Below are 22010 nucleotides of genomic sequence, written 5' to 3' on the forward strand. Positions count from 1 at the left end.
CCTAGGCGTGGTCGTCCTCGCCCAGGCGGTGCACCCGGATGAGGTTCGTCGAGCCTACGGTTCCCGGCGGGGAGCCCGCGACCACGACCACCAAGTCACCGGCCTGGTAGCGGCCGATGTCGAGCATCGAGATGTCCACCTGGCGGACCATCTCGTCGGTGGACTCCACCCTCGGCACGAGGAACGTCTCGGTGCCCCACGTCAGCGACAGCTGCGCGCGCACCTCCTGCTCGGGCGTGAACGCGAGCAGCGGCAACGGGGTGTGCAGGCGGGCGAGCCGCCGCACGGTGTCACCGGACTGGGTGAAGGCGACCAGGGCCTTGGCGTTGAGGCGCTCGCCGATGTCGCGGGCCGCGTAGGAGATGACGCCGCGCTTGGTGCGCGGGACGTGCGTCAGCGGCGGCACGACGGTCGACTCGGTCTCGACGGCCACGATGATGCGGCTCATCGTCTGCACGGACTCGATGGCGTAGCGGCCGACGCTGGTCTCACCGGAGAGCATGAGCGCGTCGGCGCCGTCCAGCACCGCGTTCGCGACGTCGGACGTCTCGGCGCGGGTCGGGCGGGAGTTGGTGATCATCGAGTCGAGCATCTGGGTGGCCACGATGACCGGCTTGGCGTTCTCGCGGGCGATCTGGATCGCGCGCTTCTGCACCAGCGGCACGTGCTCCAGCGGCAGCTCCACGCCGAGGTCGCCGCGGGCGACCATGACGCCGTCGAAGGCCAGCACGATGGCCTCGAGGTTGTCCACGGCCTCGGGCTTCTCGATCTTCGCGATGACCGGGAGGCGCTTGGCGCCGACCCGGTCCATCACCTGGTGGACCAGGTCGATGTCGGCCGGGGAGCGGACGAAGGACAGCGCGATGAAGTCGACGCCCAGCGAGAGCGCGAACTCCAGGTCCTCGATGTCCTTCTCGGACATGGCGGGCACGGAGACGTCCATGCCCGGCAGGGACAAGCCCTTGTTGTTGCTGACGGGACCGCCTTCGGTCACCTCGCAGACGACGTCCGGGCCCTCGACGTCGGTGACCACGAGGCCGACCTTGCCGTCGTCCACGAGCAGCCGGTCGCCGACCTTGGCGTCCTTGGCGAGTTCCTTGTAGGTGGTGGAGACCCGGTCGTGCGTTCCCGCGACGTCCTCGACGGTCACGCGCACGATGTCACCGGTGCGCCACTCGACGGGACCGGCGGCGAACCGGCCGAGACGGATCTTGGGGCCCTGCAGGTCCGCCAGGATGCCCACCGCACGGCCCGACTCGTTCGCGGCGGCGCGAACGGTGTCGTAGACCTGCTTGTGGTCGGCATGGCTGCCGTGGCTGAAGTTCATCCTCGCCACGTCCATACCGGCCGCTACGAGCTCGCGCACCTTCTCAGGGGACGAGGTAGCGGGGCCCATGGTACAGACGATCTTTGCGCGTCGACTCACGTTGGGAGAGGATAGTCCCCTTTACTGGACCGATCCCGAACTACCCGTCGGTAAGTTCCGCGCAGGCACGATATTCAGGGGTAACACGGGGGTAATAGGGGGTTCGGTTGCGAAAACATCTTCCGTTCGTGGTCGCGATGTCGCTCAGCGTCATCGTTCTGTTCACCCCGGAGTCGGGTGTCCCGAGCTCGCCGCCGGGCACGGACAAGGTCGTCCACTGCCTGTTGTTCGCGCTTTTGGCCGTGACGGGACTGAGGGCCGCGGCCGGGTGGCCGCGGCCCCGCTGGGTCCTGCTCGCGCTGGTCGGTTACGCGGGTCTGTCCGAGGTGCTGCAGGCGCTGATCACCCCGCTGCACCGCAGCGGCGACGTGCTCGACGCGCTGACCGACGTCGTCGGCATCGCGCTCGGGTGGGGTGTGGGCGCCCTGGTCGCGCGGCGGCTCAGCGCCAGGGCTTCTCGCTGACGCCCACGTGGTCCACGCACCACTCGTTGAACGCCTTGAGCTCCCGCCACGCCTTGACCACGCGGGTGCCGCAGCCGGGCTCGTGGAGGGTGTCGTCGGGCGGCCACACCTTCGCCGCGTACAGCGTGCGGTGGCGCAGCAGCTCGATGCGGGGGTGCTCGGGGGCGACGCCGCGCGGCTTGCTCTTGAGCCGGTCGCCGCGGATGTCCCACCCGGACTTCTCCAGCTTGGCGACGATCTTCTCCAGCTGCCCGCCGCGCCGGTCCTCGTCCACGGCCGTGCGGAACCGGGCGAGCTGGTCGGAGGCCATCGCGAACGAGCCGCCGCCGACCATCACGCCCTCGACGCCGATCTGGACGTAGAAGGCGCCGCCGCCGCGGCCCTGTTCGACCACGCCGCCGCAGTGCGTCTTGTACGGGGTCTTGTCCTTGCTGAAGCGGACGTCGCGGAACGGCCGGAAGACCTTGCCGGGACCGAACTCGGGTTCGAGGTCGTTGAGCAGCACCAGCATCGGCGCCCGCACGTCCTCCTGGTAGGTGGACTTGTTCGCGTCCCAGTAGACCTTGGAGTTGTCGGCCTCGAGACCGTCGAAGAAGTCGATGGCGTGTTCGCCGAACCCGCTGAATTCCACGCCGACAGCCTACGTTCCGCCCTTCGCCGCGGTGGTCGGGTGGTCAGCCGCCGACCTTGCCGAGGACGAAGTCCGCGGCGTCGTCGCGGTAGCGGTTCATGTAGCTCAGGTGCGTGATGGTGCTCACGCCGCTGTCGCAGAACGTGTCACCGGAGTCGCAGAAGGTCTGGATGCGGTCGGCGAACCCGGCGAGGACCTTCAGCTGGGCGCCGGACCGGGGGAACCGGCCGTTGCGGGTCGAGGTGCCGACGTCGAAGGGCTGACCGACGACGTGGCGGGGGTCGCCGAACGTGGCGACGGCGGTCACGTGGCTCGCGACCGAGGCGGCCAGCGGCGGGGTCGCCGAGCCGAGCCCGACACCGCCTCCGCCGCCGAGGACGTCGAGCACCACGTGGGCGCCCTGGGAGTAGCCCGCCAGCACGATCTTCTGGTCCGGGCACTGCTGGACCTGGGCGGTGAGCTGCGACGTCAGCGCGCTGACGCCCTGGCCCGAGCTGCGGGCGTAGTCGGTGAGGGTGGCCGGGTAGTCGACCGACGCCCGGCTCACGGTCTGCTTGCTGGTGCCGACGACCCGGCTCACCATGGCGGCGGTGATGCCCTCGCCGGGGCGTTCGGTGGAGGCGCGGGCGGTGATGACGTGCACGGCGGCGCAGGCCGTGCCCGCGGGTGCCTTGACGGCGCTCGCCTGGTTGGACATCACGAAGACGGTGGCCGCGGTGATCCCGCTCGCGGTGACGACGGCGAGCAGCCCGAAGAGCCGGCGTCTCGGGCGGAGGGAATGGACAGCGCTCATTTCGGAACTCCGTTTCCGTGGTGGAGAAAAGCGGCTATAGAAACCCCCTGACTGTGCATACGGAACGGCACTACGCGCGGTTCACCGCCGAAAAGCAGAATACCCGGTCCTGGAATGACCGGTCTGGGAACGAACGGTCCTGGAATGACCGGTCCAGGTGGCGGAATGCGTTTCCGCCGCTCACGGCTCCCATACCGCACGCACCGCGCACACCGCATCGGGTGTTCCACCAGTGGCGCGCGGAACCACCCGCCGAGAAGGAGACCGGTCGACCGGATTTCACCGACGTCCGCGAAATGGTGTCGAAATCACCGGGAGGAATGGCGTCGTCCGGTCACGACCCCGTTGTCGTGACCGGACGACGGGTCACACGACGGCCAGCGGGATCAGGTTTGGGACCACCGGCGACGGCAGGTCCGACGAGCCGGTGAGGAAGCGGTCGACCGCGTTCGCCACCGACCGGCCCTCCGCGATCGCCCACACGACCAGGGAGGCGCCGCGGTGGGCGTCGCCGCAGACGAACACGCCCGGCGCGGTGGTCTCCCAGTCGGAGCCGCACGAGATGGTGCCGCGCCGGGTGAGCGTGATGTCCAGGTCGTCCAGCAGCCGCATGTGCTCGACGCCCTCGAAGCCGATGGCCAGCAGCACCATGTCCGCGGGCAGGACCTCGACCTCCTCGGACATCGGCACGACCGCGCGGCGCCCCTCGGCGTCCTTCTCGACCCGCACCTTGCGCAGCGCGATCTGCCGGACGTGGCCGTCGTCGTCGCCGATGAACCTCTCGACGGCGACGGCGAACTTCCGCTCGCCCGCCTCCTCGTGGGCGGCGTAGGTGCGCAGGATCCACGGCCACACCGGCCACGGCGAGCGCGAGTCGTCGCGCTGGGACGGCGGCATCGGGTACTGGTCGAGCTGGAGCACGGACGCCGCGCCCTCGCGGACCGCGGTGCCGTAGCAGTCGGCGCCGGTGTCGCCGCCGCCGATGATCACCACGTGCTTGCCCTCGGCGGACAGCGGTGACGGCCCGTCGCCCTCGACGGCCCGGTTCGCCGGGACCAGGTGGTCCATGGCGAGGTGGACGCCCGCGAGCTCGCGGCCGGGGGTGGTGGTGTCGTCGCGCCCGCGCAGGGCGCCGACGGCCAGGACCACGGCGTCGAACTTGGCGCGCAGCTGGTCCACGGTGAGGTCGACGCCGACCTCGACGCCGGTGACGAACTTGGTGCCCTCCTTGCGCAGCTGCGCCAGCCTGCGGTCGAGGACCTTCTTCTCCATCTTGAACTCGGGGATGCCGTAGCGGAGCAGGCCGCCGAGGCGGTCGTCGCGCTCGAACACCGTGACGTGGTGGCCCGCGCGGGTCAGCTGCTGGGCGGCGGCCAGACCGGCCGGTCCGGAGCCGACGACGGCGACCTTCTTGCCCGAGGAGACGGTGGACTGGCTGGCGTGCACCAGTCCCTGCTCCCAGGACACGTCGGCGATGGCCTGCTCGACCCGCTTGATCGCGACCGCTCCCCCGGCGTCCGGGGTGATCGCGAGCACGCACGCCGCCTCGCACGGGGCGGGGCACAGCCGACCGGTGAACTCCGGGAAGTTGTTGGTGGCGTGCAGGCGGTCCGACGCCAGCTCCCAGTCGCCGCGGCGGACCAGGTCGTTCCACTCCGGGATCAGGTTGCCCAGCGGGCAGCCCGCGGACCCGGAGTGGCAGAACGGGATGCCGCAGTCCATGCAGCGCCCGGCCTGGGTGCGGACCTGCTTCTCGCGCACCTCGGGTTCGAGGTCGAGGTAGACCTCGCGCCAGTCCTCGACGCGCTCGGTCGTCGGCCGCTTCTTCGCGTCGGCGCGGTCGTTCTTCAGAAAACCGTGCGGGTCAGCCACGGGAGGCCTCCATGATCGCCGTGTCGACGTCCCTGCCCTCCGCGCGGGCGAGCCTCATCGCTTCGAGCACGCGCTGGTAGTCGCGGGGCATCACCTTGGTGAACGCGGCGGAACGCCGGGGCCAGTCGCCGAGCAGCGAGGCGGCCACCGCCGAACCGGTGAGCTGGTGGTGCCGGGTGACGATCTCCTTGAGCCAGCGGAGGTCGTCGGGTGACGGGCGCTGGAGCTCGACCATCGCCTTGTTGACGTTGGCGGGGTCGAGGTCCAGCAGGTAGGCGATGCCGCCGGACATGCCCGCGGCGAGGTTGCGGCCGGTCGGGCCGAGCACCACCGCGCGGCCGCCGGTCATGTACTCGAACGCGTGGTCGCCCACGCCCTCGGACACGGCGATCGCGCCGGAGTTGCGGACGCAGAACCGCTCGCCGACCCGGCCGCGCAGGAACACCTCGCCCGAGGTCGCGCCGTAGCCGATCACGTTGCCCGCGATCACCTGCTGCTCGGCGGCGAACGCCGAGTCCTCGTGCGGGCGCACCACGATCCGGCCGCCGGACAGGCCCTTGCCGACGTAGTCGTTGGCGTCGCCGACCATCTCCAGCGTGATGCCGGAGGGCAGGAACGCGCCGAGCGACTGGCCCGCGGACCCGGTGAGCCGGACGTGGATCGTGTCGTCGGGCAGGCCGTCGCCGCCGAAGCGGCGGGTGACCTCCGCACCGAGCAGCGTGCCGACGGTGCGGTTCACGTTGCGCACCGGCAGTTCCAGCCGCACCGGGATGGCGTCCTCCAGCGCGCCCTCGGCGAGCTGGAGCAGCGTGCGGTCCAGGGCGTGGTCGAGGCCGTGGTCCTGGTCGCGGACGCGGCGGCGCGCCGACGGGTACCGGGTCTCGGGCACCGCGAACACCGGCGACAGGTCGAGCCCGCTGGCCTTCCAGTGCTCCATGGCGGGTGCGGTGTCCAGCAGCTCGGCGTGGCCGACGGCCTCGTCGATCGTGCGGAAACCCAGTGCCGCCAGGTGTTCCCTGACCTCCTGCGCGACGAACTCGAAGAAGTTCACCACGTGGTCGGCCTGTCCGGTGTAGCGGGCGCGCAGCACCGGGTTCTGGGTCGCGACGCCGACCGGGCAGGTGTCGAGGTGGCAGACGCGCATCATCACGCAGCCGGCCACGATCAGCGGCGCGGTGGCGAAGCCGAACTCCTCGGCGCCGAGCAGCGCGGCCACCACGACGTCGCGGCCGGTGCGCAGCGCGCCGTCGACCTGGACCGTGATGCGGTCGCGCAAACCGTTGAGCAGCAACGTCTGCTGCGTCTCGGCGAGCCCGATCTCCCACGGCGTGCCCGCGTGCTTGAGCGAGTTCAGCGGGGACGCGCCGGTGCCGCCGTCGTGGCCGGAGATCAGCACGACGTCCGCGTGCGCCTTCGCCACGCCCGTCGCGACCGTGCCCACGCCGATCTCGCTGACCAGCTTCACGTGCACGCGGGCCTGCTCGTTGGCGTTCTTCAGGTCGTGGATGAGCTGGGCGAGGTCCTCGATGGAGTAGATGTCGTGGTGCGGCGGCGGCGAGATGAGGCCGACGCCCGGCGTGGAGTGCCGAGTGCGCGCGATCCACGGGTACACCTTGTAGCCGGGCAGCTGCCCGCCCTCGCCGGGCTTCGCGCCCTGCGCCATCTTGATCTGGATGTCGGTGCCGTTGACCAGGTACTCGCTGGTCACGCCGAACCGGCCGGACGCGACCTGCTTGACCGCCGAGCGCCGCTGCGGGTCGTAGAGGCGCTCGCGGTCCTCGCCGCCCTCGCCGCTGTTGGACCGGCCGCCGAGCCGGTTCATCGCGATGGCCAGGGTCTCGTGCGCCTCGGCCGAGATGGAGCCGTAGGACATGGCGCCGGTGTTGAAGCGCTTGACGATCGAGGAGACCGGCTCGACCTCGTCGATCGGCACCGGGGTGCGGCCCTGCGTGAGCACCTCGAACAGGCCGCGCAGCGTGCCGCCCTCGCGGGCCAGCCGCTCGACCTCCTCGGTGTACTGCCGGTAGACCTCGGTCTTGCGGGTCTTCGTGGCGTGCTGGAGCAGGAACACCGTCTCCGGGGAGAACAGGTGCAGCTCGCCCTCGCGGCGGTAGGAGTACTCGCCGCCGACCTCCAGGCGCCGGTGCGAGCGGTCGGTCGGGTTGTCCGGGAACGCCCGGCGGTGCCGGATCGCGACCTCCTCGGCGAGCACGTCGAGGCCGACGCCGCCGAGCTTGGACACCGTGCCGGTGAAGTACTCGGCGAGCAGGTCGTGCGCCAGGCCCATGGCCTCGAAGACCTGCGCCGCGGTGTACGCGCCGACGGTGGAGATGCCCATCTTGGACATGATCTTCAGGACGCCCTTGACCAGCGCACCCACGTACTGGCGCACGGCCTTGCGCGGCTCGATGCCGGTGATCGCGCCCTGGTTGACCAGGTCCTCGATCGTCTCGAACGCCAGGTACGGGTTGACCGCGGCGGCGCCGTAGCTCAGCAGCGTCGCGATGTGGTGCACCTCGCGGGCGTCACCGGTCTCGACGACGAGCGCGACGCGCAGCCGCTCCTTGGTGCGCACCAGGTGGTGGTGCACGGCGGAGACCAGCAGCAGCGACGGGATCGGCGCCATCCGGTGGTCGGAGTCGCGGTCGGACAGCACGAGCGTGCGGGCGCCGTTCGCGATGGCCTCCGACGCCTCGCGACGCACCCGCTCGACGGCCGCGGCGAGCGCGTCGCCACCACCGTCCACCTCGTACAGTCCGGACAGGACGGTGCAGGCGAACCCCGGCAGGTCGCCGTCGTCGTTGATGTGGATGAGCTTGGCCAGCTCGTCGTTGTCGATGACCGGGTAGTCGAGCTGGATGTGGCGGCAGGACACCGGGGACGGGTCCAGCAGGTTCTGCTCGGGTCCCATCACGCGCGACACCGACGTGACGATCTCCTCGCGGATCGCGTCCAGCGGCGGGTTCGTCACCTGGGCGAAGTTCTGCACGAAGTAGTCGTAGAGCAGCCGCGACCGCTTCGACAGCGCGGCGACGGGGGTGTCCGTGCCCATCGAGCCCAGCGGTTCCATGCCCCCGACGGTCATGGGGGCGAGCAGGATGCGCAGCTCCTCCTCGGTGTAGCCGAAGGTGAGCTGGCGGCGCACGACGGACTCGTGGCTCTGCACGACGTGCTCGCGGTCGGCGAGGTCGTCGAGCTGGAGCAGGCCCGCGTGCAGCCACTCGTCGTAGGGGTGGTCGTCGGCCAGGCCCGCCTTGATCTCGGCGTCGTCCACGATCCGACCGGCCTCGGTGTCCACCAGGAACATGCGGCCCGGCTGGAGGCGGCCCTTGGCCACGACCTCGCTCGGCGGCACGTCCAGCACACCGGTCTCGCTGGCCAGCACGACCCGGCCGTCGGCGGTCTGCCACCAGCGGGCCGGGCGCAGGCCGTTGCGGTCCAGGACCGCGCCGACCAGGGTGCCGTCGGTGAACGTGACGCAGGCGGGGCCGTCCCACGGCTCCATCAGGCTGGCGTGGAACTGGTAGAACGCCCGCTGCCGCGCGTTCATCGAGGCGTGGTTCTCCCAGGCCTCGGGGATCATCATCATCACCGCGTGCGGCAGCGACCGGCCGCCCAGGTGCAGCAGCTCCAGGACCTCGTCCATCGACGCCGAGTCCGACCCGTCGGGGTCGCAGATCGGGAACAGCCTGGTCAGGTCGCCGGGGATCAGGTCGGAGCGGAGCAGCGCCTCGCGGGCGCGCATCCGGTTCCGGTTGCCGCGCACGGTGTTGATCTCGCCGTTGTGCGCCACGTACCGGAACGGGTGCGCCAGCGGCCACGACGGGAACGTGTTGGTGGAGAAGCGGCTGTGCACCAGCGCGATGGCGGAGGCGAGCCGCTCGTCGCGCAGGTCCGGGAAGAACGCGGGCAGCTGCCCGGTCGTGAGCATGCCCTTGTAGACCAGGGTGCGCGCGGACAGCGACGGGAAGTACGTGCCGACGTTCGCGGCCGCGGTCTCGTGCTCGACCCTCTTGCGCAGGCCGAACGTCAACCGGTCCAGGGCGATGCCCTCGACGCCCGTGTCGTCGGCCGAAGCCACGAACAGCATCGCGAAGTGCGGGACCACCGACAGCGCGGTCGGGCCGACGTCGGCGGCCACCGGGTCGACCGGCACGTCGCGCCAGCCCAGGACCTCCAGGCCCTCCTCGGCGGCGATCCGCTCGGCCGTCTCGACGGCCTTGGCGCGCTCGTCGACGTCCAGCGGCAGGAACGCGACCCCCGCCGCGTAGCTCCCGCGGGCGGGCAGCTCGAAGTCGACCACCGCGCGGAGGAACTCGTCCGGCAGCTGGAGCAGGATGCCCGCCCCGTCACCGCTGGTCGGCTCGGCGCCCGCGGCGCCCCGGTGCTCCAGGTTGGCCAACGCGGTGAGCGCGTCGTCCACGATCCCGTGCGAACGCCGACCCCTGATGTCGGCCACCATCGCCACACCGCAGGCGTCACGCTCCGCAGTGGGGTCGTAGAGGCCCTGAGGGGCCGGGATGGCGGAGAAGATCACAGCGCAGACCTCCTTCGTCGTCCTGTGAAGAACGATGTCCTCGTGCTCAGACCTGGGATTACGGTCTCTGGGCACGGGACGACGGTGGCCCGCGTGTTGACGCGACCTTAACAGCCGCGAAACCTGGAATCACCCTCCGATGGGCGGTGTTGCTCATGATCGCGTAACGATTCGGGCTGTCGGAACGACAGTGGGCCCACACCTCGTGATCGGCTACGACCGGGCAGCATATCCGAGCCGAACCGACCCCGCGCGGCGATGAGAGCTTGCCGACACGAGGCACCCCACCGCTTCCCGCGCTCCCCCGCTGGTCGGACCCCGTCCGCCCTGGTTAGCGGGCGGTAACAGGACCAGTCGGTCCGGTGGTCACGCGGAGTCACCCACCCGTGCCGGAGCAACCCCCGAAACACGGACCAGGACCGCCCGGAGGCGGCCCTGGCGTTTCGTGCAGTGTCGTTCGGCGTCGTTCGGTGTCGTGAGAGGAAGGCAGGCCCCGCCGGCGCGCGGCGTGGGTGGGGTGTGCGCGCCGGCGGGACCCGCGGCCGGGTGGTCTAGTGGGCGCCCGCCGGGACGGTCTCGCGCTTCTCGTCCTCACCGGTGTGCTGCTGGTCGATGAGGTGGTCGACGTCGACGAGCGACGGGTTGTCGAGCACCTCCCGCAGCCGGTCCCGGTCGAGCTGGTTCTGCCAGCGGGCGATCACGAGGGTGCCGACACCGTTGCCGATGACGTTCGTGATCGCTCGGGCCTCGGACATGAACCGGTCGATGCCGACGATGAGCGCGATGCCGACCGCGGGGATGGCGCTGTTCGCCTCGAACGCCTGGAGAGAGGCTGCGAGGGTGACCAGCCCGGCTCCCGTGACGCCCGCCGCGCCCTTGCTGGCGAGCAGCATGAACAGCAGCAGGCCGATCTGGGTGCCGATGCCGACGTCGGTGCCGGTGGCCTGAGCGATGAACAGCGCGCCCATGGTCAGGTAGATGCACGTGCCGTCGAGGTTGAACGAGTAGCCGGTCGGGATGGTCAGGCCGACCACGGACTTCTCCGCGCCCGCCGCCTCCAGCTTGACCAGCATGCGCGGCAGGACGGTCTCGCTGGAGGACGTGCCGAGCACGATCAGCAGCTCGTCCTTGATGTAGCGCAGGAACTTCAGGATGTTGAACCCGGCGTAGTAGGCGACCCCGCCGAGCACCAGGAAGACGAACAGCACGCACGTGACGTAGAACGACCCCATCAGCCAGGCGAGCTTGCCGAGGATGCTGCCGCCGAACTTGCCGATCGTGTAGGCGATGCCGCCGAACGCGCCGATCGGCGCCGCGTACATGACGATCTTGATGACGCCGAACATGACCTTGGCGACCGTGTCCAGCGCGGACACGACCCTGGCGCCGCGGGAGCCCATGCCCGCCACCGCGACGGCGACCAGGACGGCGACCACGAGGACCTGGATCAGCTGGCCGTCGGTGAACGCGCTGACGAACGACTTCGGCACCAGGCTCAGCACGAACCCGGTGACACCGGTGTCCGAGCTGGACGCGTCCTGGAGGGTCTTCTCGGCGACGCTGTCCTTGATCGGGATGGAGGCGCCGTGGTGGCCGGGCTGGACGACGTTCACGACGACCATGCCGATGACGAGGGCGACCAGCGTCATGGCGGTGAAGTAGAGGATCGTGCGCAGCGCGAGCCCACCGGCCTTGGCGAGGTTGCCGAGCCCGGCGATGCCCACGACGATCGTGCAGAAGATGGTCGGCGCGATGACGACCTTCACCAGCGCCACGAACAGGTCGGCGAGCCACTTCATGCCGCTGGCCTGCACCGGGAACGCGTAGCCGACGACAACGCCGAGGACGATCGAGACCAGCACCCAGAAGTACAGGTGCCGGTAGAGCGGCTTGCGCGCCGCTGCGGGCGGACTGGCGGCCACGTCGCCTCCAAAGGTGCGGTGGGGATGAGTTGGTTCGTGATCCTGGGCACAGGGCTCCCCCGCAACAAGCGAGCGGCCCGAAACTTCAGATCCACCTGACGTAACAAGTCCGCCACGCGAGGTTCACCTGGACTTCCGGCGTACCCTCCGTCTCGTGTCGCTCAGCCGTCGCACCGTGCTGCTGGCCGCTCTCGCGGCGGGCGTCCCGGTGGCCGCGTGCTCCTCGACGGACACCCCGGAGCTCGCCGAGCTGGTCCTGGCCACCGGTCCGGACGGCGCCGTGTTCCGCGAGGTCGGCGCCGCGCTCGCGGCCGCGCTCGCCGACCAGCTCCCCGGTACCCACGTGGTCGCCCGGCCCAGCAGCGCGTCCGTGGAGAACCTGCGGCTGCTCAAGGGCGGCGAGGCCCAGCTCGGTTTGTCCTCTTTGGACTCGGTGGCCGACCTGCCCTCGTTGGACGGCATCAGCGCCATCGGCAGGCTCTACGACAGCTTCCTGCACCTGGTCGTGCCGGAGTCGTCGCCGATCAGGACGTTCACCGACCTCGCGGGCCGCCGCGTCTCCTTCGGCCCGGTCGAGTCCGGCACCGAGTTCACCGCCAAGCGGCTGTTCCAGCTGCTCGGGGTGCGGGCCGACGACGTCCGCATGGCCCACTCGGAGTCCGCGCAGCAGCTGCGGGCCGGGACGATCGAGGCGTTCCTCGCGCTCACCGGCATCCCCACCCCGGCGATCAGCGGGCTGGTCGGCGAGTTCCCGATCCGCCTGGTGCCGATGGCCGACCAGGCCATCGCCCTGGCCAACGCCTTCGAGGGCACCTACGTCCCGGTCACCATCCCCGCCACCACCTACGGCGACCTCGGCCCGTGCCAGACCGTGTCCGTCCCGAACCTGCTGCTGGCCACCACCTCGCTGGCCGACGACGTGGTGGAGGTGGTGACCAGGACCGTGTTCACCGAGTCCGAGCGCATCGCCGCGGGCCACCCGGAGGCCAGCCGGATCAACGTCCGCACCGGCATCGCCACCGGCGACGTACCGCTGCACCCCGGTGCCGAACGCTGGTTCAGGTCGGTCAAGCGCTAGTGCGGTGACCCCGTTCCGGACGTCCACGGGTACCTCGCCCGACGGCTCGCGGGCAGGCCGCCGACGACCTGGCGGCGGAGACGTTCCTGGACCGGGACGTGCTGCTGCTCGTCGCCTGGGAGGAGCTTGCCCACGATGAGGTCGCCGCGGCGCCGGTCATCCCGGTCGGGACCGTGCGGTCGCGGCTCGACCGCGCCCGTCGCAAGGTGCGGGTGGTGTTGGGCACGCCCTCGCCTACCCGCGAAGGGCTGCTAGTGGACATGCCCCCCGGTGGTCGTGGGCGCCGCTGTCGCGCCCTCCATCGCGGTCGACGCCGTGATCGCGCTCGGCGACTACGCACCGAACCGGCGGTGCGGATGTCCGTTGTGGACGAGCCGGGGCAGCGGCCTTGAGCCGTGGTCACGCGCCCAGGCGGACCACGGCGTCCAGGCCGTGCGGTTCGACGGGGTCCAAGCGGAGCTCGCCGCCCGCCGAGGTGACCAGTTCGGCGCAGATGGACAGTCCGAGGCCGGTGCCCGCGGTGTTCTGGTGCTTGGTGGCGCGCCAGAAGCGGCGCAGGGCGTCGGCCCGGTCGTCGGTGCCCAGGCCGCTGCCGTCGTCGGTCACGTGCAGGTCGACCCACTCGGCCTCGGAGCGGGCCGAGATGGTGACGGAGGTGCCGCCGGAGAGCTTGACGGCGTTGCCGACCAGCTCGTCGAGCACGCTGCCGAGTCCGCCGGGCGGTGCCAGCGCGGACAGGCCGGTGGGCACGTCGACCCGCAGGACCATCCCGGCCTGCTCGGCCAGCGCCCGCCACGCGGGGACGTGCGTCGCGAGGAGCGCGTCCAGCTCGACCGGCTCGGCGGCGGAGGCGCTGTCGAGCCGGGTCGCGGCGAGCAGGGCGTCCAGCACGCGGCCCATCTCCTCGGCCTCGTCGACCGCGATCCGCTGCGCCTCCAGGCCTTCGCCGGACACGTGCGGGGCGAGGTTGTCCACGGCGAGCCGGAGGCTGGCCAGCGGGTTGCGCAACTGGTGCGAGGCGTCCGACACGAACGCCCGCTGGCGGCGCAGGGCACGGCCGACCACGTCGACCATGGTGTTGAACGACCGCGCCAGCCGCCGCAGCTCCGGCGGCCCGCCGACCTCGTCGGCCCGCGCGTCCAGCCTGCCGCCCGCGACGGCGGCCGTGGCCTCGTCCAGCCGCCGCACCGGGCGCAGCACCCACCGCGACATCGGCCACGCGACCAGCACCACACCCAGCATCGGGACCAGGCCGACCAGCCCGAGCAGCCCCCACTGCCGCAGCACCGACCCGCGCAGCCGGTCCGTGGGCGACACCGTCACCACCGCGGCGACCACCTCGCTGTCCCGCCCTACCGGTTCCACCACGACCAGCGGCACGTCCTCCCACGGCCACACCGTCTGGTCGGTGTCACCGCGGAACCCGCCGAACGCCGCCCGCAGCCCCGCCGCGATCGCGGGCGAGGTCAGCACGACGTCCGGCCGCGAGCTGGCGACGACCCGGTTGTCCGTGGCCACCAGCGCGACCTGCACCCCGTACAGCTCGTCGTACCGCTCCAGCTCACCGCGCAACGCGGTCAGCCTCCCCGACGCCAGCGCGTTCTCGGCGAGCGAGGCGAACCGGCTGGCGTCCCCCAGCCGGTCGAGGTAGGTCTGCTGCGTCTCCCGCTGCACGACCGCGAACGCCAACGGCACACCGAGCGCCGCCACCAGCGCGACCAGCAGCGGGACGATGAGGACCAGCAGACGCCGCAGCATCAGGCCTCGGTCACCCGGTAGCCGACACCGCGGATCGTCTCGATGCGGACACCGTCGCCGAGCTTGCCGCGGAGAGCGGCGATGTGGGTGTCGAGGGTGCGGGACGGCGCTTCCCAGTGCGACTGCCACACCTGGTCGACGATCAGGTCCCGGCTGACCACGGCACCCGCCCGGCCGACGAGCAGGGCCAGCAGGTCGAACTCCTTGCGGGTCAAGGACAACGGGACGTCCCGCAGGGTGACGGTCCTGCTCGCCGCGTCGAGGACCAGCGGACCCAGCTCCAGGGACCGGGACGACTCGGAGGAGGCACGGGCGGTGCGGGTGCGCCGCAGGACGGCCTCTATGCGGGCGAGGAGCTCGGCGGTGCCGAACGGTTTGACGACGTAGTCGTCGGCACCCGCCCGCAACCCCAGGACGCGTTCGCGCTCCTCGCCGCGGGCGGTGACGGTGATGACCGCGACGCCTTGCCGACGGCGCAGCTCACGCAGGACGTCGAGGCCGTCGGCATCGGGGAGGCCGAGGTCGAGGAGGACCACGTCGGCAGGGGGCGCCGCGAGGGCGGCGGCCGCGGTACCGACCCGGTGGACCTCGTAGCCGGCGTGCCGCAGGGCGGTGAGCAGGCCGCGGGCCACCCGGTCGTCATCTTCGACGACGAGGATGCGCATGGCTGGTTCCTCAAACCCGGTATCGCTGATTCCTCGAACCCGGTGTCACTGCAGTGGACTACGGGGGTGTCGCTACAGCGGACTACGGGGGTGTCACTGCAGTGGACTACGGGGGTGTCGCTACAGCGGACTACGGGGTATCGCTGCAGCGGACCCAGGTGCGGTCGGCTTGACTTGGGGCCCCTTTTTTGGGCTTCGTCGGGCGAAAAAGGGCAGGTGGTAGAGCCTGCCCGCCGACTCATTGTAAGCCCAAAAACCCCAAGTCAAGCCGACCGCACTAGCGGACGAGCACCGCTCGCTACCAGCTGGGCTGGGCCCTCGGCGCTCGCTTCCAGCGTCGTTGGCGGTTAGCTCGCTGCCGGTCTGCTATTCCGACTTTTCGGCCGAAGGCTTGTCGTCCGTGGCCTTGGTGGTCGGGGTGGTGTCGGGCTGGGGTTTGGTGTCGGGGACCGTGACGGTTTCGGGTTCGGTGGTGGTGGTGGTGGTGGTCGCAGCGGCCGAGTTGTCCGGATTGGTCTCGGTTTCGGGCTTGGTGGTGGAGTCCTGTTTTGGGGCGTCCAGGGCGGGGATGAGGGTGAGGTCTTCGCGGGGGCCCTTGGATTTGGCGAGGAAGAAGGCGATGACGGCGCCTAGGAAGACGGCGGCGGAGACGAGGACGTTGATGCGTTGGCCGAAGACGTGGGTGGCTTCGTCGGTGCGCATCAGTTCGATCCAGAAGCGGCCGGCGGTGTAGCCGGCGACGTAGAGGGCGAAGACGCGGCCGTGGCCGAGGCGGAACTTGCGGTCGGCCCAGACGATGAGGATGGCCACGCCGACGTTCCACAGCAGTTCGTAGAGGAACGTGGGGTGCACGATGTCGATCGGGGTGTGGTCGACCGCCACGCCCGCGAGGTCGTCCTTCAGGCCGGTGGCGGGGTCGACGCGTTCGTAGATCTCCAGGCCCCACGGCAGGGTGGTGGAACCGCCGTAGAGCTCCTGGTTGAAGTAGTTGCCGAGCCTGCCGATGGCCTGGGCCAGCACGATGCCGGGAGCGAGGGCGTCCGCCATGGCGGGCAGGGGGATGCCGCGGCGGCGGCAGGCGATCCACGCGCCGACCGCGCCGAGGGCGATGGCGCCCCAGATGCCGAGGCCGCCCTTCCAGATGGCCAGTGCCTCCAGCGGGTTCTTGCCCTCGCCGAAGTACTTCTGGTAGTCCGTCGCCACGTGGTAGAGGCGGCCGCCGACCAGGCCGAACGGCACCGCGAACACCGCGATGTCGGTGACCGCGCCCGCGGGCCCGCCGCGCGCGACGAACCGGCGCTCACCCCACCAGATCGCCACGATGATGCCCACGATGATGCAGAGGGCGTAGGCACGGATGGGAATCGGGCCGATCTCCCAGACCCCCTGGGAGGGGCTCGGGATCGTCGCCAGGAACGCGCCGGACGCGTAGGTCGTCACCACGGCGACCACCGTAGCCGGTGCTGTGTGGGCCCTGTGTTCCGTCCTCCCCGCAGTATCCGATCGTTATCGGGGACGGCCGGGGGCGCGGGGCGGCGGGTCGGTGTCGGGATCGGTCGGTCCATGCGTCCACTGTCCGCAGGACCACCGACAATTCCGGGCCCTCGACCGCCCTCCCGGCGGACGTTCACCCGATCGAGAACCGGCGCCCGGACAAAAGACCAGGTCACGACAGCGGAACGGGCCGCCCGCGCGATGCGGAGCGGCCCGTTCCGGGAAGAACCGTCAGGCGGGTGCCACGGCGCTGCGCACGCCGGTGGCGAGGTCTTCAGCCAAGGCGCGGACGGCGTCCGCGCCGTCCGCGGCGACGGTGACGAACGCGGAGCCGACGATGACGCCGTCGGCGAACGCGGCCAGCTCGGCGGCCTGGGCGCCCGAGCGGACGCCGAGACCGACGCCGACGGGGATGTCGGTGTGCTCGCGCACCCGCGCGACCAGCTCGGGGGCCAGGTTCGACACCACGTCGCGGGCGCCGGTGACGCCCATGACCGAGGTGGCGTAGAGGAAGCCGCGCGAGGACCGCGAGGTGAGGTCGATGCGCTCCTCGCTGGAGGACGGCGCGACCAGGAAGACGCGGTCCAGGTCGTGGGCCTCGGAGGCGGCGATCCACTCCTCCGCCTCGTCCGGGACGAGGTCCGGCGTGATCAGCCCGAGGCCGCCTGCCGCGGCGAGGTCGCGGGCGAAGGCGTCGACGCCGTAGCGCAGGATCGGGTTCCAGTACGACATGACCATGGCCCGCCCGCCCGCGGCGGCGACGGACTCGACCACGCCGAACAGGTCGCGCACGCGGAACCCGCCGCGCAGGGCCTGCTCGGCGGCGACCTGGATGGTCGGGCCGTCCATGACCGGGTCGGAGAACGGCAGGCCGATCTCCAGGAGGTCGCAGCCGGAGTCGACCATGACGCGCAGCAGGTCCTTGGAGCCGTCCAGCGTCGGGTAGCCGGCGGGCAGGTAGCCGATCAGGGCCGCGCGGTTCTCGGCGCGGCACTGCTCGAACATCGGGGCGAGCCTGCTCATCGGGATTCCCCTTCGACGCCGAGACCGAACCACTTGACGGCGGTGTCCATGTCCTTGTCCCCGCGGCCGGAGAGGTTGACCAGGATCACGGCCTCCTCGCCCAGCTCCTTGCCCAGCGCCATGGCACCCGCGAGCGCGTGCGAGGACTCGATCGCCGGGATGATGCCCTCGGTGCGCGAGAGCAGGGCAAACGCCTCCATCGCCTCGGCGTCGGTGACCGGCCGGTACTCGGCCCGCCCGAGGTCCTTGAGGTGCGCGTGCTCCGGGCCGACGCCGGGGTAGTCCAGGCCCGCCGAGATGGAGTGCGCCTCGTTGATCTGGCCGTCCTCGTCCTGCATCACGTAGGACATGGCGCCGTGCAGCGAACCGGGCGTGCCCATGGTGAGCGTGGCGCCGTGCCGGTCGGTGTCGATGCCGTCGCCACCGGGTTCGAGGCCGACCAGCCGCACGGACGGGTCGTCGATGAAGCCGTGGAAGATGCCGATCGCGTTCGAGCCGCCGCCGACGCACGCCGCGACGACGTCGGGCAGGCGGTCGATCTGCTCCAGGATCTGGGCGCGCGCCTCGATGCCGATGATCCGGTGGAAGTCGCGCACCAGCACCGGGAACGGGTGCGGGCCCGCGGCGGTGCCGAGCAGGTAGTGCGTGTCGTCGACGTTGGCGACCCAGTCGCGCAGCGCCTCGTTGATCGCGTCCTTCAACGTCCGCGAGCCGGTCTTGACCGGGATGACCTCGGCGCCGAGCAGGCGCATGCGGGCCACGTTGAGCGCCTGGCGCTCGGTGTCCACCTCGCCCATGTAGACGACGCAGTCGAGGTCCATCAGCGCGCACGCGGTCGCGGTCGCGACGCCGTGCTGACCGGCACCGGTCTCCGCGATCACGCGCTTCTTGCCCATGCGCTTGGTGAGCAGCGCCTGGCCCAGCACGTTGTTGATCTTGTGCGAGCCGGTGTGGTTCAGGTCCTCGCGCTTGAGGAAGATCCGCGCGCCGCCCGCGTGCCGCGAGAACTTCTTGGCCTCGGTCAGCAGGGACGGACGACCCGCGTAGTCCTTGAGCAGCCGGGCGAACTCGGCGAGGAAGTCCGGGTCGATGCGCGCCTTCTCGTAGAAGGCCGCCAGCTCGTCCACGGCCGCGATGAGCGCTTCCGGCATGTACCGACCGCCCCAGCGGCCGAAGTGCCCCCGCTCGTCCGGGTCGTGCGGTGTGGGCGCGAGCTGTCCGCTCGCGCTCTGGCCGGCTGGCGACATGCGCTCCTCCAGGGATCTAGCGACTGGGCCGCGGGCACGCGGGGTGCGAGCCTGCGGTCACGAGCTTGTTGACGGCCACCTTCGGGTCGGGCGCGGTGACCAGGCCCTCGCCGACCAGGACCGCGTCCGCGCCGTGGCCCGCGTACGACATGAGGTCGCCGGGGCCGCGCACGCCGGACTCGGCGATCTTGATCGTCTCGAACGGGAGGCCGGGCGCGATGCGGCCGAACACGTCCCGGTCGATCTCGAGGGTGTGCAGGTTCCGGGCGTTGACGCCGATGACGCTCGCGCCCGCCTCCAGCGCGCGGTCGGCCTCCTCGGCCGTGTGCACCTCGACCAGCGCGGTCATGCCCAGCGACTCCACGCGGTCCATCAGCGCGATGAGCGCGTTCTGCTCCAGCGCCGCCACGATCAGCAGCACCAGGTCCGCGCCGTGCAGCCTGGCCTCGTGCACCTGGTACGGGCTGACGATGAAGTCCTTGCGCAGCATGGGGATCTTGACCGCGGCGCGCACGGCGTCGAAGTCCGCGAGCGACCCGCCGAAGCGGCGCTCCTCGGTCAGCACGCTGATCACGCTCGCGCCGCCGGCCTCGTAGGCCATGGCGAGGTCCGCGGGCTCCGGGATGGTCGCCAGGTCGCCCTTGGACGGGCTGCGCCGCTTGACCTCGGCGATGACGCCGACGGCCGGTGCGCGCAGGATGGACATCACGTCCTGCGGCGGCGCGACCTTCGTGGTGCGCTCGCGCAGTTCGGGGAACGGCAGCGCCGCCTCGCGGACGGCGAGGTCCTCACGAACGCCTTCGATGATCGATTCGAGAACAGTCACCCGGACACCTCGCACTTGCTCGCCTGGCCGGTATTCGGTGCCTTGCTGCCAACTACCTCGGTCGCCGGTTCGCACACGTCACGATCCCCTTCCCGCCGCATGGATGCTAACCCCGTCGGACTATCCGACCGGCCACCGGGGTGGCGCGATCCGCCCTGCTCCACAGGGCACCCACGACTACGACGTGCGCGAACGTGCGGCACGGACGCGTCAGCACGTCGTCAGCCACGGGTCAGCTCCGTTCGGTGGGGTCGTCGCCGCGTTCGAGGGCGTGCCACAGGTCCTTGTCCGGGTTCGCGGACCTCTTGGCCGCGGCGGGTGTCTGGTAGCTGCCTCCCAGCCTCGGCATGGTCTGGCCGCGCAGCAGGAGCAGCACTCCCGCCGCGAGCACCAGCACCGCCCCGAGCAGCGCCACCGCCTTCGGCAGCGGCGTTCCCCCGGTCGTGGCGGCCACCCAGCCCGCGCCGAGGCCCGCGGCCAGCACGACCGCGCCCAGCACCCGGCGCACCCAGCCGGACAGGGCGACCACGGCGGCGACCGCCGCCGCGCAGAGCACGGCCAGCGGCACCAGCTGCGGTGCCACGTCCGCGCCGGACCGCTCGACGGTGGTGGCGGCCGCGCCGGGGCGCTGCACCGCCTCGGTGGCCCAGGTCAGCCCGGAGGCCGCCCACAGCGCCAGCGCCCCCAGCAGGAGCAGGAGGACCACCATCCACAGTGGACGTCTAGACACTCGTCGGACTCGCGGCAGGGGCCATCGTCTGGGCGGTGGCGATGGCGGCGAGGACGGCGCCCGCCTTGTTGAGGCACTCGTTGTCCTCGGACACCGGGTCGGAGTCGGCCACGATCCCGCCGCCCGCCTGCACGTACGCCACCCCGTCGCGCACCAGCGCGGTGCGGATGGCGATGGCCGTGTCGGCGTCACCGGCGAAGTCGAGGTAGCCGACGACACCGCCGTACAGGCCGCGCCGGGTCGGCTCCAGCTCCTCGATCAGCTCCATCGCGCGGGGCTTCGGCGCGCCGGAGAGCGTGCCCGCCGGGAAGCAGGCCGCGACCGCGTCGTAGGCCGTCCTGCCCTCGGCCAGCTCGCCGCTGACCGTGGACACGATGTGCATGACGTGGCTGTACTTCTCCACCTTGAAGAAGTCGACGACCGTCACCGAGCCCGGCTTGCACACCCGACCCAGGTCGTTGCGGCCGAGGTCGACCAGCATCAGGTGCTCGGCGCGCTCCTTGTGGTCGGCGAGGAGGTCCTTCTGCAGCAGGGCGTCCTCCTCCTCGTCGACACCCCTCCACCGGGTGCCCGCGATCGGGTGGGTCGTCGCCTTGCCGTCGCGGACCGTCACCAGCGACTCGGGGCTGCACCCGACGATGTCGAAGCCCTCCAGCCGCAGCAGGTACATGTACGGGCTGGGGTTCGTGGTGCGCAGCACGCGGTAGATGTCGAGCGGGTCGGCGTCCGTGCGCATCTCGAACCGCTGCGAGAGCACGACCTGGAACGCCTCGCCGGCGCGGATCGCGGCCTTGGCCTTCTCGATGACCGCGTGGTGCTCCTGCGGCGAGCGGCGGCGCAGGAACTCCGGCCGCTGCCGGGTGAACACGGCCACCGTGGGCGGGGTGGGGTTCTGCAGGTCGAGCGTCATCTGCTCCAGCCGCGCCACCGCGTCGTCGTACGCGGCGTCGATGTTCTGCGCCGAGTCGTCCCAGTTGATGGCGTTCGCGATGAGCGTGACGGTGCCCTCGTGGTGGTCCAGCGCGGCGAGGTCGGTGGCCAGCAGCATCACCAGCTCGGGGACCTTGAGGTCGTCCTCGGCGAGGGTGGGCAGCTTCTCCAGCCTGCGCACGGCGTCGTAGCCGATGTAGCCGACCATGCCGCCGGTGAGCGGGGGCATGCCGGGCAGCGGGTCGGTGCGCAGCACCTCGATGGTCTCGCGCAGCGCCTGCAACGGGTCGCCGCCCTCGGGCAGGCCGACCGGGCGGACGCCGGTCCAGTACGCCTCGCCGCCGGTGGCCGTCAGCGCGGCCGAGGAGCGCACGCCCACGAACGACCAGCGCGACCACGACCGGCCGTTCTCGGCGGACTCGAGCAGGAACGTGTTCGGCCGGTCCGCGGCGAGCTTGCGGTAGAGGCCGACCGGTGTCTCCGCGTCCGCGAGCAGCCGCCTGATGACCGGAATCACCCGGCGTTCGGCGGCGAGCTCGCGGAATTCATCTCGGGTGGGGCTGATTTCTCCCAGACCCGAGCCTGCACCGACTCCGATGACGCTGACCATGGCC

The 22010-nt window shown here is 71.3% G+C and carries 17 protein-coding genes; 3 read left to right on the forward strand and 14 right to left on the reverse strand.

What is annotated here, in order from left to right; all coding sequences use genetic code 11:
* Position 1 precedes the first annotated feature (1 nt).
* Positions 2-1426: a pyruvate kinase gene (pyk, locus tag CLV43_RS15200; protein WP_106187812.1), complete on the reverse strand. Its 1425-nt coding sequence runs from the start codon at positions 1424-1426 to the stop codon at positions 2-4.
* 137 nt (positions 1427-1563) lie between these two features.
* Between pyk and CLV43_RS15205 the strand changes: the two genes are divergently transcribed.
* Positions 1564-1890: a VanZ family protein gene (locus tag CLV43_RS15205; RefSeq protein ID WP_106187813.1), complete on the forward strand. Its 327-nt coding sequence runs from the start codon at positions 1564-1566 to the stop codon at positions 1888-1890.
* Here the strand turns inward: CLV43_RS15205 and CLV43_RS15210 are convergent.
* The 5 genes from CLV43_RS15210 to dctA form a co-directional block, all read right to left on the reverse strand.
* Positions 1868-2521 (reverse strand): DUF2461 domain-containing protein, encoded by a 654-nt coding sequence (locus tag CLV43_RS15210; RefSeq protein WP_106187814.1) that lies wholly within the window; start codon positions 2519-2521, stop codon positions 1868-1870. The two genes, CLV43_RS15205 and CLV43_RS15210, sit on opposite strands and share 23 nt — an antisense overlap.
* 43 nt (positions 2522-2564) lie before the next feature.
* On the reverse strand, positions 2565-3314 hold the full coding sequence (locus CLV43_RS15215; RefSeq protein WP_106187815.1) for a cutinase family protein: 750 nt from the start codon (positions 3312-3314) through the stop codon (positions 2565-2567).
* Between the two features lie 366 nt (positions 3315-3680).
* Entirely contained in the window at positions 3681-5186 is a 1506-nt protein-coding gene (locus CLV43_RS15220) for a glutamate synthase subunit beta (protein WP_106187816.1), read from the reverse strand.
* Complete coding sequence (gltB, locus tag CLV43_RS15225; RefSeq protein WP_106187817.1) at positions 5179-9723, reverse strand: glutamate synthase large subunit; 4545 nt, start codon at positions 9721-9723, stop codon at positions 5179-5181. Before gltB ends, CLV43_RS15220 begins: the two co-directional genes overlap by 8 nt.
* Positions 9724-10274: 551 nt before the next feature.
* Positions 10275-11645, reverse strand: a complete 1371-nt coding sequence (gene dctA / locus CLV43_RS15230; protein ID WP_106187818.1) for a C4-dicarboxylate transporter DctA — start codon at positions 11643-11645, stop codon at positions 10275-10277.
* A 154-nt stretch (positions 11646-11799) separates the two neighbouring features.
* On the opposite strand from dctA, the gene CLV43_RS15235 reads away from it, so the two are divergent.
* Complete coding sequence (locus CLV43_RS15235; protein WP_106187819.1) at positions 11800-12723, forward strand: TAXI family TRAP transporter solute-binding subunit; 924 nt, start codon at positions 11800-11802, stop codon at positions 12721-12723.
* Positions 12724-12821: 98 nt separating this feature from the next.
* The gene (locus tag CLV43_RS50455) at positions 12822-13115 is read left to right on the forward strand and encodes a hypothetical protein (RefSeq protein WP_425445754.1); all 294 of its coding nucleotides are present in this window, start codon (positions 12822-12824) and stop codon (positions 13113-13115) included.
* 7 nt (positions 13116-13122) lie between these two features.
* Here CLV43_RS50455 and CLV43_RS15245 read toward each other — a convergent pair whose 3' ends face one another.
* The 8 genes from CLV43_RS15245 to CLV43_RS15280 form a co-directional block, all read right to left on the reverse strand.
* The gene (locus tag CLV43_RS15245) at positions 13123-14481 is read right to left on the reverse strand and encodes a sensor histidine kinase (RefSeq protein WP_106187820.1); all 1359 of its coding nucleotides are present in this window, start codon (positions 14479-14481) and stop codon (positions 13123-13125) included.
* Positions 14481-15146, reverse strand: a complete 666-nt coding sequence (locus tag CLV43_RS15250; RefSeq protein ID WP_106187821.1) for a response regulator transcription factor — start codon at positions 15144-15146, stop codon at positions 14481-14483. Before CLV43_RS15250 ends, CLV43_RS15245 begins: the two co-directional genes overlap by 1 nt.
* A 366-nt stretch (positions 15147-15512) precedes the next feature.
* Positions 15513-16598: a prolipoprotein diacylglyceryl transferase gene (gene lgt, locus CLV43_RS15255; RefSeq protein ID WP_106187822.1), complete on the reverse strand. Its 1086-nt coding sequence runs from the start codon at positions 16596-16598 to the stop codon at positions 15513-15515.
* A 273-nt stretch (positions 16599-16871) separates the two neighbouring features.
* Entirely contained in the window at positions 16872-17663 is a 792-nt protein-coding gene (gene trpA / locus CLV43_RS15260) for a tryptophan synthase subunit alpha (RefSeq protein ID WP_106187823.1), read from the reverse strand.
* Positions 17660-18910, reverse strand: a complete 1251-nt coding sequence (gene trpB / locus CLV43_RS15265) for a tryptophan synthase subunit beta (protein ID WP_106187824.1) — start codon at positions 18908-18910, stop codon at positions 17660-17662. The genes trpA and trpB overlap by 4 nt, the downstream gene beginning before the upstream one ends.
* A 16-nt stretch (positions 18911-18926) precedes the next feature.
* Positions 18927-19736 (reverse strand): indole-3-glycerol phosphate synthase TrpC, encoded by an 810-nt coding sequence (gene trpC / locus CLV43_RS15270; protein ID WP_106187825.1) that lies wholly within the window; start codon positions 19734-19736, stop codon positions 18927-18929.
* 232 nt (positions 19737-19968) lie between these two features.
* Positions 19969-20442 (reverse strand): Trp biosynthesis-associated membrane protein, encoded by a 474-nt coding sequence (locus tag CLV43_RS15275; RefSeq protein WP_425445755.1) that lies wholly within the window; start codon positions 20440-20442, stop codon positions 19969-19971.
* A gap of 16 nt (positions 20443-20458) precedes the next feature.
* Entirely contained in the window at positions 20459-22006 is a 1548-nt protein-coding gene (locus CLV43_RS15280; protein WP_106187827.1) for an anthranilate synthase component I, read from the reverse strand.
* Between the last annotated feature and the right edge of the window lie 4 nt (positions 22007-22010).

This window comes from Umezawaea tangerina (assembly GCF_003002815.1).
GTDB classification, from domain to species: domain Bacteria; phylum Actinomycetota; class Actinomycetes; order Mycobacteriales; family Pseudonocardiaceae; genus Umezawaea; species Umezawaea tangerina.